Origin of the sequence: Pseudomonas sp. B2021 (assembly GCF_018135665.1) — a bacterium.
GTDB lineage: Bacteria > Pseudomonadota > Gammaproteobacteria > Pseudomonadales > Pseudomonadaceae > Aquipseudomonas > Aquipseudomonas lactis.
Genome location: NZ_SMOF01000001.1, coordinates 2,063,947 through 2,079,127, shown reverse-complemented (window position 1 = coordinate 2,079,127; position 15,181 = coordinate 2,063,947). Strand labels below are relative to the sequence as shown.

The window sequence follows — 15,181 nt, the reverse complement described above, 5'->3', positions numbered from 1 at the left end:
AAAGGCCATTCGATTGAATGGCCTTTTTTATGCCTGCGGTTTCACCCTCGCAGTGCTTTCCAACCTTTACCTGCCACGCTGACCACTGCAAGGACGACAGCGCCGGCAATGATCCCCGCTACCGCATTAAGCAGCGTCGGCATCAGCCACGCGAACGCGCCGGTGCTCTGGCTCACGGTTTCGATCCAATGATGCACCACAGGCACGCCATGGGTGAGGATGCCGCCACCGACCATGAACATCGCCGCGGTGCCGATCACTGACAGGCTCTTCATCATGTAGGGGGCCGCGCTCAGGATCGCGCCGCCAATACTTCGCGCCACCTGACCCGGCTTCTGCGTCAACCACAGCCCCAGGTCGTCGAGCTTGACGATACCGGCCACCAATCCATATACGCCGATGGTCATGACAATGGCGATACCCGACAGCACGATCACCTGCTGCGTGAGCTGCGCGTCGGCGACGATGCCGAGGGTGATGGCAATGATTTCGGCCGACAGAATAAAGTCGGTACGGATCGCGCCCTTGATCTTGTCTTTCTCGAACGCCACCAGATCGGTTGCCGGGTCGGCTACCGCCTCAGTCAATTGTGCGTGTTCGGCCTGGTCTTCTGCCTTGCTGTGCAAGAATTTGTGGGCGAGTTTTTCGAAGCCCTCGAAACACAGATAGGCGCCGCCGAGCATCAACAGCGGTATCACCGCCCAGGGTGCAAAGGCGCTGATCAACAGGGCCATCGGCACCAGGATCAATTTGTTGATAAACGAGCCCTTGGCCACCGCCCACACCACGGGGATTTCCCGCTCGGCGCGCACGCCGGAGACCTGCTGGGCATTCAGCGCAAGGTCATCGCCGAGCACGCCCGATGTCTTCTTGGCGGCCATTTTTGTCATCAGCGCGACGTCATCGAGTACCGCGGCGATATCGTCGATCAACACCAACAAGCTGCTTCCTGCCATGAACCGGACTTCCATTAGAGAGAGATGGCGCGAGCATAACGCGGCGCAAGGCCTTGTGGGCAGATTGTTGAGGCCTGCGGATGGCCGGTGCTACCATGCGCAACCGCCTGTCATGGCAAGGAAACGTCTGGTTTATGAGCAGCATTCGCGAGCGCAACAAAGAAAAAATCCTGCGGGCGGCGAGCGAGGAGTTTGCCGACAAGGGCTTCGCCGCGACCAAAACCAGCGACATCGCCGCCAAGGCCGGGCTGCCCAAGCCCAACGTCTATTACTACTTCAAGTCCAAGGACAACCTCTACCGCGAGGTGCTCGAAAGCATTATCGAGCCGATCCTGGCCGCCTCTACGCCGTTCAATCCCGACGGCGAGCCCAAGGAGGTGTTGAGCAACTACATCCGCTCCAAAATCCGCATCTCCCGCGACCTGCCGTTCGCCTCCAAGGTGTTCGCCAGCGAAATCATGCACGGCGCCCCACACCTGAGCGCCGACCAGGTTGAACAGCTCAATGCCCAGGCCAAGCACAATATCGACTGCATCCAGAGCTGGGTTGACCGTGGCCTGATCGCAGCGATAGACCCCAACCACCTGATGTTCAGCATCTGGGCAGCCACCCAGACCTATGCCGATTTCGACTGGCAGATCTCGGCAGTGACCGGCAAGGCCAAGCTGGATGAAGCCGATTATGAGGCGGCGGCGCAGACGATTATTCGGTTGGTGCTCAAGGGGTGTGAGCCGGATTGATAGACCGCGCAGAGGCTATCGCAGGCAAGCCAGCTCCCACATCGTCCAGCGTCGTACACACTATGTATGAACACCGCAAACCCCCTGTGGGAGCGGGCTGCCCGCGATAGCGCCCTCCCAGAAACATCCTGCCAAAAGCTCACAGAACAGCCTCAGCCACCGAGATCTAGCCTCTCAGAACCCCATCTGAAGAGAGGCCAAGGAATGCCTGATCTACCTGCTTCAAAACGCCTGCGCATCGGCCGCTATAACGAATCCAACCGCATTTACCTGCTCACCACAAACACCCTTGAACGTGAGCCCATCTTCACCGACTTCAGACCCGGCCGTCTGGTCGTACACCAATTCAGGATCGCTCAATGTAAAGGGCTCGCAACCTCATTGGCCTGGGTAGTGATGCCTGATCATTTCCATTGGCTTGTTTCTCTGGAGAAAGGTTCGCTTGCCGACTTGATGCGACAAGTGAAGTCCAAGAGCCCCCGAATTGTGAATGCGGTGGCTGGCCGCCAAGGTCGCCTCTGGCAACCGGGTTTTCATGATCATGCCGTGCGTCGCGAGGAAAGCCTTGAGGGGATTGCACGCTACATCGTAGCCAATCCACTCAGGGCCGGGCTGGTAAAGAAGTTTGGCGACTATCCGCTGTGGGATGCTATTTGGGTTTGACTGTAGACCGAGTCGACTGCATCGCAGGCAAGCCAGCTCCCACACTGATTGGATTCACACAGTTGGATTTGTGAACACCGCCAATGTGGGAGCTGGCTTGCCTGCGATAGCTTACTCACAGTCAGAACGATTCAAGCCGACACCCCCGCATCCGCCATCAACCCCACTCCCTCTATCGCCGTGATCGCACACTGCTCGTCAATATCGGACGTGTCCCCGCTGATTCCGATTGCGCCCAGCACCATGCCGCTCTGATCCCGAATCAACACCCCACCCGGCGCCGGCACGACGCTGCCCTGCCCCAGGCTGTTCAACGCCGCGATAAACGCCGGGCGCTGTTGGGCGTCCAGCGCCAGCAAACGTGAACCCTTGCCCAGGGCGATGGCGCCCCAGGCCTTGCCGATGGCGATTTGCGGGCGTAGCAGGCTGGCGCCGTCTTCGCGCTGCAGGGCGACCAGGTGGCCGCCGCTGTCGAGCACGGCGATGGTCAGTGGCGCAGCCGAAATGGTGCGGCCTGCGGTGAGGGCCTGGGTGGCCAGTTGGGTGGCGAGTTTCAAGGTTAAAGCGCTCATAGGTGCCGTCCTTATCTTGTTATGGGTAACGCGGTGAGGTCTGTTTGATCAGATGCTCGATCACACAAATAGAACACAATGATATTTGTTTTTGTATACAATATTTTCCAACAAAGGCTCCATACGTCGAAAAAAGCGCTTCCGACGAACGCAAAGGTCAGTTTACGAAAGGCATTGACCAACGCCGCTCGCCGTGAATACACTTTGGACAGACACCACTTGTATACAATTACAAAACGCAAGAGGCACCAAAACCATGAGCAAAATGAGAGCAATCGAAGCCGCCGTCCTGGTGATGCGCCGTGAAGGTGTGGATACCGCCTTCGGCATCCCAGGCGCCGCGATCAACCCGCTGTATTCGGCCTTGCAGAAGGTGGGTGGCATCGATCACGTCCTTGCTCGCCACGTTGAAGGCGCCTCGCACATGGCCGAGGGCTACACCCGCACCAAGGCCGGCAATATCGGCGTGTGCATCGGCACATCCGGCCCGGCAGGTACCGACATGGTCACCGGCCTGTACAGCGCCTCGGCCGACTCGATCCCGATCCTGTGCATCACCGGCCAAGCCCCTCGCGCCCGGATGCACAAGGAAGACTTCCAGGCCGTGGACATCACCAGCATCGTCAAACCGGTGACCAAGTGGGCAACCACGGTGCTGGAACCCGGCCAAGTGCCTTACGCGTTCCAGAAAGCCTTCTATGAAATGCGCTCCGGCCGCCCGGGCCCGGTGCTGATCGACCTGCCGTTCGACGTACAGATGGCCGAGATCGAATTCGACATCGACGCCTACCAGCCGCTGCCTCTGGCCAAGCCGCTGGCGACCCGTGTGCAGGTGGAAAAAGCCCTGGCCCTGCTCGATGCAGCCGAACGCCCACTGCTGGTGAGCGGTGGCGGCGTGATCAACGCCGACGCCAGCGAGTTGCTGGTGGAGTTCGCTGAGTTGACCGGCATCCCGGTGATCCCGACCCTGATGGGTTGGGGCACGATCCCGGACGACCACCCGCTGATGGTGGGCATGGTCGGCCTGCAAACCTCGCACCGCTACGGCAACGCCACGATGCTCAAGTCGGACGTGGTGCTGGGCATCGGCAACCGCTGGGCCAACCGTCACACCGGTTCGGTCGAGGTGTACACCGAGGGCCGTAAATTCATTCACGTCGACATCGAGCCGACCCAGATTGGCCGCGTGTTCACGCCGGACCTGGGCATCGTTTCCGACGCCGGCTCCGCGCTGACAATGTTCATCGAAGTGGCCCGCGAGTGGAAAGCCGCCGGCAAGCTCAAGGACCGCAGTGCCTGGTTGCATGACTGCCAACAGCGCAAGGCCACCCTGCACCGCAAGACTCACTTCGACAACGTGCCGGTCAAGCCGCAGCGCGTGTACGAAGAGATGAACCAGGTGTTCGGCAAAGACACCTGCTACGTCAGCACCATCGGCCTGTCGCAGATTGCCGGCGCGCAATTTCTGCATGTGTACAAGCCACGTCACTGGATCAACTGCGGCCAAGCCGGCCCATTGGGCTGGACCATTCCGGCAGCGCTGGGCGTGGTCAAGGCCGACCCGAGCCGCAAAGTGGTGGCCTTGTCGGGCGACTATGACTTCCAGTTCATGATCGAAGAACTGGCGGTGGGCGCGCAGTTCAAGCTGCCGTACATCCACGTGGTGGTGAACAACTCTTACCTGGGCCTGATCCGCCAAGCCCAGCGTGGGTTCGAGATGGACTACTGCGTGCAGCTGTCCTTCGACAACCTCAACGCCCCGGAACTCAACGGCTATGGCGTCGACCATGTGGCGGTTGCCGAGGGCCTGGGCTGCAAGGCGCTGCGTGTGTTCGAGCCAGGCCAGATCCAACCGGCCTTGCGCCGCGCCCAAGAGATGATCGAAGAATTCAAGGTGCCGGTGATCGTTGAGATTATTCTGGAACGGGTGACCAATATTTCCATGGGCACCGAGATCAACGCCGTCAATGAATTCGAAGATCTGGCCCTGGTCGGCAACGATGCGCCGACTGCCATTTCCCTGCTCGATTAAGGAGAACCCTATGCCGCGCTTTGCTGCCAACCTGTCCATGCTGTTTACCGAACAGGATTTCCTTGCTCGCTTCAAAGCGGCTGCCGATGCCGGTTTCCAAGGCGTGGAGTACCTGTTCCCGTATGAGTTCAGCTCTGCCGACATCAAGGCGCAGCTGGACGCCAACGGCTTGACCCAGGTGCTGTTCAACCTGCCAGCCGGTGACTGGGCCAAGGGCGAACGCGGCCTGGCTTGCCACCCGGACCGGGTCGAGGAGTTCCGTGCCGGGGTCAAGCTGGCTATCGCCTATGCCCAGGTATTGGGCAACACCCAGGTCAACTGCCTGGCGGGTATCCGGCCACAAGGCGTTGATGACGAGACCGTAGAAAAGACCTTCGTCGCCAACCTCAAGTACGCCGCCGAAAAGCTGCAGGCAGCGGGTATCAAGCTGGTGATGGAGATGATCAACACCCGCGACATTCCGGGCTTCTACCTCAACAACACGGCGCAGGCCCTGTCGATTCGCGAGCAAGTGGGCAGCGCCAACCTGTTCCTGCAATACGACATCTACCACATGCAAATCATGGAAGGCGACCTGGCGCGGACCATGGCGACGCACCTGGGCGAGATCAACCACATCCAACTGGCGGACAACCCAGGGCGCAACGAGCCAGGGACCGGTGAGATCAACTACCGCTTCCTGTTCGAGCATCTGGACCGCATTGGTTACGCGGGTTGGGTCGGCTGTGAGTACAAGCCGTTGACCACCACCGAGGCGGGTTTGGGTTGGCTCAAGACCCATAACGCCATCTGACAACAGACACGACACCAAACAATGTGGCAGCTGGCAAGCCAGCTCCCACATTAAAAGAGGATTTTGATCATGGCTAAAATCGGATTTATCGGCACCGGCATCATGGGCCAACCCATGGCCGCCAACCTGCAGAAAGCAGGCCATCAACTGTTTCTCTCCGAACATCACGGCAAGGCACCGGCTGAACTGATCAGCGCCGGCGCCGTGGCCCTGGCCAACCCGCAACAAGTGGCCCAGGAAGCCGAGTTCATCATCGTCATGGTGCCCGACACCCCACAAGTCGATGACGTGCTGTTTCGCGCCGACGGCGTGGCTGCGGGCCTGTCACCGAACAAGGTGGTGATCGACATGAGCTCGATCTCCCCGACCGCCACCAAAGCGTTCGCCGCCAAGGTCAACCAGGCCGGCGCGCAGTACCTGGACGCCCCGGTGTCCGGTGGTGAAGTCGGCGCCAAGGCCGGCACCTTGAGCATCATGGTCGGCGGCGAGCCGCAGACTTTTGAACGCGCACTGCCGCTGTTCCAGAGCATGGGCAAGAACATCACCCTGGTGGGCGGCAATGGCGATGGCCAGACCGCCAAGGTGGCCAACCAGATCATCGTTGCCCTGAACATCCAGGCGGTGGCCGAAGCGTTGTTGTTCGCCTCCAAAAACGGCGCCGACCCAGCCAAGGTGCGTGAAGCGCTGATGGGTGGCTTTGCATCGTCCAAGATCCTGGAAGTGCACGGCGAGCGCATGATCAAGGGCACCTTCGACCCGGGTTTCCGCATCAACCTGCACCAGAAGGACCTGAACCTGGCATTGGCCGGCGCCAAGGAACTGGGGATCAACCTGCCGAACACCGCCGGCACCCAGCAAGTGTTCAGCACCTGCACCGCAATTGGCGGCGGCAACTGGGACCACTCGGCACTGATCAAGGGCCTGGAGCATATGGCGAACTTCTCGATTCGCGATAAATAACCCACACCGCTGATCGTTCCCACGTTCCGCGTGGGAATGCCTCTTGTGACGCTTCGCGTCACGCTTTGGGCGCAGAGCGTCCCGGACTGCATCGCAGAGCGTGGGAACGATCGCTGCACCTCTAATAACAAGAATCCCCCGGGAGCCCGCTTATGTCGGTCGATCCGCAACACCTGCTTCGCGAGCTGTTTGCCACAGCCATCGACGCCGCCCACCCCCGGCAAGTCCTCGAACCCTACCTGCCTGCCGACCGCAGTGGCCGTGTGATCGTGATCGGCGCCGGCAAAGCCGCGGCCGCCATGGCGCTGGTTGTCGAAGACTGTTGGCAGGGCGAAGTCTCGGGCCTGGTGGTCACCCGCTATGGCCACGGCGCGCCATGCAAAAAAATCGAAGTAGTCGAAGCCGCCCACCCGGTTCCGGATGCAGCCGGCCTTGCCGTGGCCCAGCGCGTGCTGGAACTGATCAGCCATCTGGGCGAAAACGACCGCGTGATCTTCCTGCTCTCCGGCGGTGGCTCGGCACTACTCGCCCTGCCCGCCGAGGGCATCACCCTGGCGGACAAGCAAGCCATCAACAAAGCCCTGCTTAAATCCGGCGCCACCATTGGCGAGATGAATTGCGTGCGCAAGCACCTCTCGGCGATCAAGGGCGGGCGCTTGGCCAAGGCCGCGTGGCCGGCCACGGTGTACACCTACGCGATCTCCGACGTGCCGGGTGACCAGGCCACGGTGATTGCCTCGGGCCCGACGGTCGGCGACCCGAGCACCTCGCAACAGGCCCTGGCGATCCTCAAGCGCTACCACATCGACGCCCCCGCTTCGGTGCGCAGTTGGCTTAACAACCCCGCCTCGGAAACCGTCAAGCCCGGCGACCCGGTGCTTGCCCGCAGCCACTTCCAATTGATCGCCCGCCCGCAGCAATCGCTTGAAGCGGTGGCGGTCAAAGTACGCCAGTCCGGTTTCAGCCCGCTGATCCTCGGTGACCTTGAAGGCGAAGCCCGCGATGTGGCCAAGGTACACGCCGGCATCGCCCGGCAGATCGTGCAGCACGGCCAGCCATTGGCGGCGCCGTGCGTGATTCTTTCGGGGGGCGAAACCACCGTCACCGTACGCGGCGACGGCCGTGGCGGGCGCAATGCGGAATTCCTCTTGAGCCTCACCGACAGCCTCAAGGGCCTGCCCGGCGTGTACGCCCTGGCCGGCGATACCGATGGCATCGACGGTTCAGAAGACAACGCCGGCGCGATCATGACCCCCTGCAGCTACCGCCGTGCCGAAGCCCTGGGCTTGTCGGCCAGTGATGAGCTGGACAACAACAACGGCTACGGCTATTTCGCCGCCCTGGGCGACTTGATCGTCACCGAGCCGACGCGCACCAACGTCAACGACTTGCGCGCCATCCTGATCCTTGAGACTGCCAACCATGACGCCTGACAAGAAGGTCAAAATCCTCGCCACCCTGGGCCCGGCCACCGACGGTATCGACGACATCCTTGAGCTGGTGGAGGCCGGGGTGAATATCTTCCGCCTCAACTTCAGCCACGGCGACCACGCCGACCATGCCCAGCGCTACCAGTGGATTCGCCAGGTCGAGCGCCAGCTCAACTACCCGCTCGGTATCCTCATGGACCTGCAAGGGCCGAAGCTGCGGGTGGGACGCTTTGCCGAGGGCAAGGTGCAACTGGTGCGCGGCCAGGCCCTGCGCCTGGACCTGGATGAAACCCTGGGCGACCAACGCCGGGTCAACCTGCCCCACCCGGAAATCATCGCGGCCCTGGAGCCGGGCATGGACCTGCTGCTCGACGACGGCAAGCTGCGCCTGCGCGTGATCACCAAGCATGCCGACGCCATCGACACCACCGTGCTCAATGGCGGCGAACTGTCTGACCGCAAAGGTGTGAACGTCCCACAAGCGCTGTTGGAACTGAGCCCACTCACCGCCAAAGACCGTCGCGACCTGAGCTTCGGCCTGGAGCTGGGTGTGGATTGGGTGGCGCTGTCGTTTGTGCAGCGCCCGGAAGACATTCGCGAAGCCCGCGAACTGATCGGCGATAAAGCGTTTCTGATGGCCAAGATCGAGAAACCTTCGGCGGTGCAGCGGCTGCAAGAAATCGCCGAACTGAGCGACGCGATCATGGTGGCCCGGGGTGATTTGGGTGTGGAAGTGCCGGCCGAGAGCGTGCCGCAGATCCAGAAAGACATCATCAGCACCTGCCGCCAACTGGGTAAGCCGGTGGTGGTGGCCACGCAGATGCTCGAATCCATGCGCTTCTCGCCGGCACCCACCCGCGCCGAAGTCACCGATGTCGCCAACGCGGTGGCCGAAGGTGCAGATGCGGTGATGCTGTCAGCGGAAACCGCCTCGGGCGAGTACCCGCTGGAAGCGGTGCAGATGATGAGCAAGATCATCCGCCAAGTGGAAAACGGCCCGGACTACCAGGCGCAGCTGGATGTCAGCCGGCCCAAGGCGGATGCCACGGTGTCGGACGCCATCAGCTGTGCGATCCGCCGCATCAGCAGCATCCTGCCGGTGGCGGTGCTGGTGAACTACAGCGAGTCCGGCAGTTCCAGCTTACGCGCGGCGCGGGAACGGCCGGTTGCGCCGATCCTCAACCTCACGCCCAACTTGTCCACGGCGCGACGCCTGAGCGTGGCGTGGGGCGTGCACTCGGTGGTCAATGATCGGCTGCGCCAGGTGGATGAGGTGTGTTCCACCGCGCTGGAAATTGCCCAGGCCCAGGGCATGGCGCAGCGTGGCGATACCTTGGTGATTACCGCGGGGGTGCCGTTCGGGCAGCCGGGGTCCACCAATTCGCTGCGTATAGAGACGCTGATTTAGCGCCTGTCAGGGCCTCATCGCGGGCAAGCCCGGCTCCCACATTTGATCGAGTTTGCATGTCGAACATCAATCAAATGTGGGAGCTGGCTTGCCTGCGATGAGGGCAACTCGGTCTTATTGACTCAACCCAAATGCACAACCCAACCTGCCCCGACTGGGCCGAAGCCCTGCTCAACGGCTTCAGCCAAATCTTCCTGCAGCGCCATCCGCTGTGCGGACTGCTGTGTCTGCTGGCGATTCTGATCGGCGCCCCGGCCTTGCTTGGCGGGGCCTTGCTGGGGGGAGTCGCAGGGTTGCTCACGGCCCAGCGCCGGGGGTATCCCAAGGCCGAGCGCCAGGCCGGGCTGTATAGTTACAACGGCGTACTGCTGGGCCTGTTGATCAGCCAGCACTTTGCCTGGTCGGCGCTGGTGCCGCCGCTGATCCTGGCGTGCGGCGGCTTGAGTGCCATCCTCACCCGGCACTGGTTGAAACACGCGACCCAGCCCCAGGATTTACCGGCCTATACCGCGCCCTTTGTGGGTCTGGGTTGGTTGCTGCTCGGCCAGAGTCCTGAAAACACCCTTGCACTGATCGAGCCCGACACTGTCGCTGTAGTGGCCGCGCCCTTCGCCGGCCTTGGGCAAATCATGCTGCTGGACCAGCCCCTGGCGGGTGTACTGATCGCCCTGGGCTTGCTGCTGGCCGACCGCCGCGCCGCCGCGTGGGCCTTGGGCGGCGCCACTCTCGGCATGCTGGCCGGCTGGTGGCTGAATGACCCCACTGGCGCCCTGCTCGGCCTGCACAGTTATAACCCCGCGCTGGCCGCCCTGGCCCTGTGCTCGTCACGTCGCCAGCCCTGGTTGCCACTGCTGGGCATTGGCCTGGCCATCCTGCTCACCCCGGGCTTTGCCGGCCTACACCTGCCCGCGCTGACCGCGCCGTTTATCCTCGCGTGCTGGCTGGTGCGCGCCGGTCAGCGAATGCTGCACAAGCCTCACATGGACAGCCCGTTCGAATCGCCCTAGGCTTGCTCGATATTCGTTTCAGGCAGGGTTTATGGACAGCAACAACGACTGGCGCCAGCGCCTCTACATCATGGTGTTCCAAAGCGACACCGTCGCCGGGCGGCGCTTTGACGGCATCCTGCTGCTGATCATCCTCGCCAGCCTGGTGATCGTGATGCTCGACAGCATCGACACAATCCATCAGAACTACGCCGACGTGCTGGCCTATATCGAGTGGGGCTTCACGCTGATCTTCGCCATCGAGTACGGCCTGCGCCTGTATTGCTCGCCCAAGCCGCTGCGCTATGCCTTCAGTTTTTATGGCTTGGTGGACCTGCTCGCCATCGTCCCCGGCATCCTCGCGCTGTACTACAGCGACGCCCAGTATCTGCTGATCATCCGCATCATCCGCATGCTGCGTATCTTCCGCGTGCTCAAGCTCAGCCCGTACCTCAAGCAGGCCAACTACCTGATGGCCGCGCTGCGCGGCAGCAAGCAGAAGATCGTGGTGTTCCTGGTCAGCGTGTGCACCCTGGTGACGGTGTTCGGCACCTTGATGTACGTGATCGAAGGCCCGGAACATGGCTTCACCAGTATTCCCAAGGGCATCTACTGGGCCATCGTCACCCTGACTACCGTGGGCTTCGGCGATATCGTGCCCAAGACGCCCTTGGGCCAGGTGATTTCGTCGCTGGTGATGATCACCGGTTACTCGATCATCGCAGTGCCAACAGGTATTTTTACCGCCGAGCTGGCCAGTGCCATGCGCGGCGAACAGCTGCACACTGAATGCCCAGCGTGCAAGAAGGACAGCCATGAACCCAACGCCGCATTTTGCGCGCGCTGTGGCAGCAATCTGTTTCGCAAACTGGAATAAGCAAAGTTCTTTTTAATCTTTAAAGCTCTATGCGGGCCCGGCTATAGTCGCTGGCAAATTGCCTCCCCTCTTCTCGAACAACAAGGAATGAGCAGTGAAAAAAATCCTCAGCGCCTCCCTACTGGCCGCCGGCCTGGCCCTGGCGGGCTCCGCCCAGGCAGCGACCACCCTGCTCAACGTCTCCTACGACGTGATGCGCGATTTCTACAAGGACTACAACGCCGCCTTCCAGAAGCACTGGGCAGCCGAGCACCCAGACGACAAGCTGACATTGCAGATGTCCTTCGGCGGCTCCAGCAAACAAGCGCGCTCGGTGATCGACGGCCTGCCCGCCGACGTGATCACCATGAACATGGCCACCGACATCAATGCCTTGGTCGACAACGGCAAACTGGTGCCGGACAACTGGGTAACGCGCTTGCCGAACAACAGTGCGCCGTTCACCTCCGCCACGGTGTTTATCGTGCGCAAAGGCAACCCCAAGGCGTTGAAAGACTGGCCCGACCTGCTCAAGGACGGCGTGCAGGTAATCGTCCCCAACCCGAAAACCTCGGGTAACGGCCGCTACACATACCTCTCGGCCTGGGGCTACGTGTTGAAGAACGGTGGCGATGAAGAAAAGGCCAAGACCTTCGTTGGCAAGTTGTTCAAGCAAGCGCCAGTACTGGACACCGGTGGCCGCGCCGCCACCACCACCTTCATGACCAACCAGATTGGCGACGTGCTGGTGACCTTTGAAAACGAAGCCGAAATGATCGCCCGTGAATTTGGCCGTGATCAGTTCGAAGTGGTCTACCCAAGCGTCTCCGCCGAAGCCGAACCGCCGGTGTCAGTGGTGGATAAAGTGGTCGAGAAAAAAGGCACCCGTGCTGCGGCCGAGGACTACCTCAAGTATCTGTGGTCGCCCGAAGGCCAGGAAATTGCGGCCAACAATTACCTGCGCCCACGGGACCCGAAGGTACTGGCCAAGTACACCGACCGGTTCCCGAAGGTGGACTTCCTGTCGGTGGAGAAGACCTTCGGCGACTGGCGCACGGTGCAAAAGACCCACTTCAATGATGGCGGCGTGTTCGACCAGATCTACTCTGGCCAATAACCCATCTGACTGAATCAACTCGGTCAAACCTGTGGGAGCTGGCTTGCCTGCGATGACGGCGAGTCAGCTTGCACATGAGCGGCTGATCCCCCGCCATCGCAGCATAGGTATCTACACAACTTTGTAGGTTGCAGCAGCCAACGCTAACCACGATGCGAAGCGAGCCGCTCTTGATCCTGATCTGGCTTTTGATCTTAGGCGCCCCGTTAAACCACACTGGCCGAACGCAGGCTTGAATTCGTGGGTAACCCGGCAGGACGCCGGGTGAGCCGCCGTCAGGGCGGAACCCTAAGTGGCCGTTACCTAAATAACGGATATGTACCCGGTCCAACTGTGTCGCCTGCCAGACCACCTTCGCGAGCAAGCCCGCTCCCACAGTTGGATCGTGGGGTGTCAGGTAGATAGGGGGCGGCTGCCAGGCTGTCATCGCAGGCAAGCCAGCTCCCACTTTTTTTGCGCGAAGCAGATGTGTCTGAATGTATCATCAGCCGACATAAGTGATATCACCACAAGCAACCTACTCACTTGCAGGCCTTGTCTTTACTCTCCCCACCTCATCGTCCTTCGCCTTTATGAGTACACCATGAACGCAACCTCTCCCGCTGCTGGCACCATGACCCGGGGCATGGTCATGCTGTTCGCGTTTTGCTGCGGCGCCATCGTCGCCAACATCTACTACGCGCAACCGATCATCGAGTTGATTGCCCCAGACATTGGCCTGACGCCGGCAATGGCCAGCCTGATCGTGTCCCTCACGCAAATCGGCTATGCCCTGGGCCTGTTCTTTCTGGTGCCCCTGGGCGACCTGCTGGAAAACCGTAAGCTGATGATTGCCACCACCGTCGTGGCGATCGCCAGCCTGTTGGGTGCGGCGTTTATCGAACAGCCGAACCTTTTCCTGCTGGTGTCGTTACTGATCGGTTTCAGTTCCGTCTCGGTGCAGATCCTGATTCCGCTGGCCGCACACCTGGCGCCGGCCGAGTCTCGTGGCCGGGTGGTCGGCAGTATCATGGGCGGCCTGCTGCTGGGCATCCTGCTGGCACGGCCGGTGTCGAGCGTGGTGGCCGACCACTTCGGCTGGCGGGCGATGTTCATGGCGGCCGCGGCGCTGATGGCGTTTATCAGCGTGGTGCTGATGCTGACCATCCCCAAGCGCCAACCCGATCACAGTGCCAGCTACGGCCAGTTGCTGCGCTCCCTGGGCACTCTGCTGCGTGAGCAACCACTGTTGCGCCAGCGGGCGTTCTACCAGGGTTGCATGTTCGCCGCCTTCAGCCTGTTCTGGACCGCCGTGCCATTGGAACTGGCACGTAACCACGGCCTGAGCCAAAGCGAAATCGCACTGTTTGCCCTGGTCGGTGCCCTCGGTGCCATCGCTGCACCCATGGCCGGTCGCCTGGCCGATGCCGGCCATACCCACCGCGCCTCGCTGCTGGCGATGCTGTTTGGTGCGCTGAGCTTCCTGCCGGCGTTGGTGCACCCGCTCTACAGCGTGATCGGCCTGGCAATCACCGGGGTGGTCCTGGATTTCTGCGTGCAGATGAACATGGTCCTCGGCCAACGCGCCATCTACGCCCTCGACGCCCACAGCCGCAGCCGTCTGAACGCGCTGTACATGACCAGCATCTTCATTGGCGGAGCATTCGGTTCGGCGATTGCCAGCAGCGTGTATGAACACGGCGGCTGGTTGGGTGTAATGCTGGTGGGCAGTGCGTTTGCACTGGTCGCTCTGTTGCGCTTTTGGACTGTGTCACGTAAAGCCTCGTCGGCCGCCCTCCACGCGCCCTGACAGGCCCTTGAGCCGCACATCACGGGGTTTCACAACGCAAAAAGGGGCGGGACTTAATCAACCGTTGAATAAGTCCCGCCCAGCCTTACTTAGTACAGTGGATCAAACCCTCAAAGATAACCGCCATCTTTAATGTTGAGCCCTATGACATCTTCCGGACTGATCATTCGGGTACTCTTGATCAGGAAGTCGGTCTTGCCATCTCCGTCCAAGTCTATCGCCAGCAAATAACGGCCAGACAGCGGGTTAAACTTGATGATGGTGTCGCCCGCCTTCCCCGTGTAGTTATCGACGAAGTTCAACGATACCTTGCCGTCGAGCGCCATCTGCGAGAGGTCGATCTTGTCTTGCCCTGTGTTGAAGTCCAACAGCAAGTCGGCATTGGCGCGGGTTGAATCACTAAAGGCATTGAACTTGAAGGTATTCCAGCCGCCGCCGCCCACCAACGTATCGGCTCCCGCGCCACCGGTAAGCACGTTATCGGCACTGTTACCTATGATGCGGTCGTTACCGTGGCCACCCACGGCATTTTCGATCACCGTCTTCTCACCGATGCGAACGTTTTCCCTCATCCCGCCTACACTGGAAAACGCACCGCCACGCAAGTTGATGATTTGATCCTGCTTGAAGCCAGAGAAATCAAACGTATCGTTCCCACGCTCATCCCAGATGTTGAACTCTGGCTTATCGGACGCGGACGTCAGGGTGGTTTCCCGCTTGCCAGTATTTGAATTGAATCCGTAGGTGGTGTCATCGGTCCGGGGGTCGCCGCCTGGCCTGGGCCGGTCAACGACTGGCTGCTTGGTGCCTTCTGGCTTGGGCTGATCTACCACTGGCTGCTTGGTGCCTTCTGGCTTGGGCTGATCTACCACTGGCTGC

Annotated in this window: 14 protein-coding genes; 11 read left to right on the top strand and 3 right to left on the bottom strand. The window is 61.0% G+C overall.

Annotation, left to right across the window (positions count from 1 at the left end; translation table 11 throughout):
* Positions 1-41: 41 nt before the first annotated feature.
* Positions 42-956, bottom strand: coding sequence for a DUF808 domain-containing protein (locus E1K68_RS09480; protein WP_003189992.1), 915 nt, complete (start codon positions 954-956; stop codon positions 42-44).
* Between the two features lie 134 nt (positions 957-1,090).
* On the opposite strand from E1K68_RS09480, the gene E1K68_RS09475 reads away from it, so the two are divergent.
* Together E1K68_RS09475 and E1K68_RS09470 are read left to right on the top strand one after the other, a co-directional pair.
* Positions 1,091-1,696 (top strand): TetR/AcrR family transcriptional regulator, encoded by a 606-nt coding sequence (locus E1K68_RS09475; protein ID WP_003189991.1) that lies wholly within the window; start codon positions 1,091-1,093, stop codon positions 1,694-1,696.
* Between the two features lie 204 nt (positions 1,697-1,900).
* Positions 1,901-2,359 carry a transposase gene (locus E1K68_RS09470; RefSeq protein ID WP_212614001.1) on the top strand — a complete coding sequence of 153 codons (459 nt, stop codon included), beginning with the start codon at positions 1,901-1,903 and terminating at the stop codon, positions 2,357-2,359.
* Between the two features lie 131 nt (positions 2,360-2,490).
* Here E1K68_RS09470 and E1K68_RS09465 read toward each other — a convergent pair whose 3' ends face one another.
* Positions 2,491-2,931 (bottom strand): heme-binding protein, encoded by a 441-nt coding sequence (locus tag E1K68_RS09465; RefSeq protein ID WP_003189988.1) that lies wholly within the window; start codon positions 2,929-2,931, stop codon positions 2,491-2,493.
* 256 nt (positions 2,932-3,187) lie between these two features.
* On the opposite strand from E1K68_RS09465, the gene gcl reads away from it, so the two are divergent.
* The 9 genes from gcl (at position 3,188) to E1K68_RS09420 (ending at position 14,302) form a co-directional block, all read left to right on the top strand.
* The gene (gene gcl, locus E1K68_RS09460; protein WP_003189987.1) at positions 3,188-4,963 is read left to right on the top strand and encodes a glyoxylate carboligase; all 1,776 of its coding nucleotides are present in this window, start codon (positions 3,188-3,190) and stop codon (positions 4,961-4,963) included.
* Positions 4,964-4,973: 10 nt separating this feature from the next.
* Positions 4,974-5,756: a hydroxypyruvate isomerase gene (gene hyi / locus E1K68_RS09455; protein ID WP_003189985.1), complete on the top strand. Its 783-nt coding sequence runs from the start codon at positions 4,974-4,976 to the stop codon at positions 5,754-5,756.
* A 69-nt stretch (positions 5,757-5,825) separates the two neighbouring features.
* The gene (locus tag E1K68_RS09450) at positions 5,826-6,716 is read left to right on the top strand and encodes a 2-hydroxy-3-oxopropionate reductase (protein ID WP_034135176.1); all 891 of its coding nucleotides are present in this window, start codon (positions 5,826-5,828) and stop codon (positions 6,714-6,716) included.
* Between the two features lie 152 nt (positions 6,717-6,868).
* On the top strand, positions 6,869-8,149 hold the full coding sequence (locus tag E1K68_RS09445; RefSeq protein WP_003189983.1) for a glycerate kinase: 1,281 nt from the start codon (positions 6,869-6,871) through the stop codon (positions 8,147-8,149).
* Positions 8,139-9,554, top strand: a complete 1,416-nt coding sequence (pyk, locus tag E1K68_RS09440; protein ID WP_057711602.1) for a pyruvate kinase — start codon at positions 8,139-8,141, stop codon at positions 9,552-9,554. The genes E1K68_RS09445 and pyk overlap by 11 nt, the downstream gene beginning before the upstream one ends.
* 131 nt (positions 9,555-9,685) lie before the next feature.
* Positions 9,686-10,561, top strand: coding sequence for an urea transporter (locus E1K68_RS09435; RefSeq protein WP_034135174.1), 876 nt, complete (start codon positions 9,686-9,688; stop codon positions 10,559-10,561).
* Between the two features lie 31 nt (positions 10,562-10,592).
* Positions 10,593-11,417, top strand: a complete 825-nt coding sequence (locus E1K68_RS09430) for an ion transporter (RefSeq protein WP_003189978.1) — start codon at positions 10,593-10,595, stop codon at positions 11,415-11,417.
* Positions 11,418-11,511: 94 nt separating this feature from the next.
* Positions 11,512-12,513: a sulfate ABC transporter substrate-binding protein gene (locus E1K68_RS09425; RefSeq protein ID WP_003189977.1), complete on the top strand. Its 1,002-nt coding sequence runs from the start codon at positions 11,512-11,514 to the stop codon at positions 12,511-12,513.
* Between the two features lie 583 nt (positions 12,514-13,096).
* Positions 13,097-14,302 carry an MFS transporter gene (locus E1K68_RS09420; RefSeq protein WP_057711605.1) on the top strand — a complete coding sequence of 402 codons (1,206 nt, stop codon included), beginning with the start codon at positions 13,097-13,099 and terminating at the stop codon, positions 14,300-14,302.
* 110 nt (positions 14,303-14,412) lie between these two features.
* Here E1K68_RS09420 and E1K68_RS09415 read toward each other — a convergent pair.
* The coding region (locus E1K68_RS09415) for a M10 family metallopeptidase C-terminal domain-containing protein (RefSeq protein ID WP_212614000.1) at positions 14,413-15,181 on the bottom strand (769 nt) is incomplete at its 5' end.

Excerpts from the sequence above, each read along its gene's own strand:
- E1K68_RS09480 (WP_003189992.1), bottom strand. The coding sequence starts at position 956 with ATGGCAGGAAGCAGCTTGTTGGTGTTGATCGACGATATCGCCGCGGTA.
- E1K68_RS09475 (WP_003189991.1), top strand. The coding sequence starts at position 1,091 with ATGAGCAGCATTCGCGAGCGCAACAAAGAAAAAATCCTGCGGGCGGCG.
- E1K68_RS09470 (WP_212614001.1), top strand. The coding sequence starts at position 1,901 with ATGCCTGATCTACCTGCTTCAAAACGCCTGCGCATCGGCCGCTATAAC.
- E1K68_RS09465 (WP_003189988.1), bottom strand. The coding sequence starts at position 2,931 with ATGAGCGCTTTAACCTTGAAACTCGCCACCCAACTGGCCACCCAGGCC.
- gcl (WP_003189987.1), top strand. The coding sequence starts at position 3,188 with ATGAGCAAAATGAGAGCAATCGAAGCCGCCGTCCTGGTGATGCGCCGT.
- hyi (WP_003189985.1), top strand. The coding sequence starts at position 4,974 with ATGCCGCGCTTTGCTGCCAACCTGTCCATGCTGTTTACCGAACAGGAT.
- E1K68_RS09450 (WP_034135176.1), top strand. The coding sequence starts at position 5,826 with ATGGCTAAAATCGGATTTATCGGCACCGGCATCATGGGCCAACCCATG.
- E1K68_RS09445 (WP_003189983.1), top strand. The coding sequence starts at position 6,869 with ATGTCGGTCGATCCGCAACACCTGCTTCGCGAGCTGTTTGCCACAGCC.
- pyk (WP_057711602.1), top strand. The coding sequence starts at position 8,139 with ATGACGCCTGACAAGAAGGTCAAAATCCTCGCCACCCTGGGCCCGGCC.
- E1K68_RS09435 (WP_034135174.1), top strand. The coding sequence starts at position 9,686 with ATGCACAACCCAACCTGCCCCGACTGGGCCGAAGCCCTGCTCAACGGC.
- E1K68_RS09430 (WP_003189978.1), top strand. The coding sequence starts at position 10,593 with ATGGACAGCAACAACGACTGGCGCCAGCGCCTCTACATCATGGTGTTC.
- E1K68_RS09420 (WP_057711605.1), top strand. The coding sequence starts at position 13,097 with ATGAACGCAACCTCTCCCGCTGCTGGCACCATGACCCGGGGCATGGTC.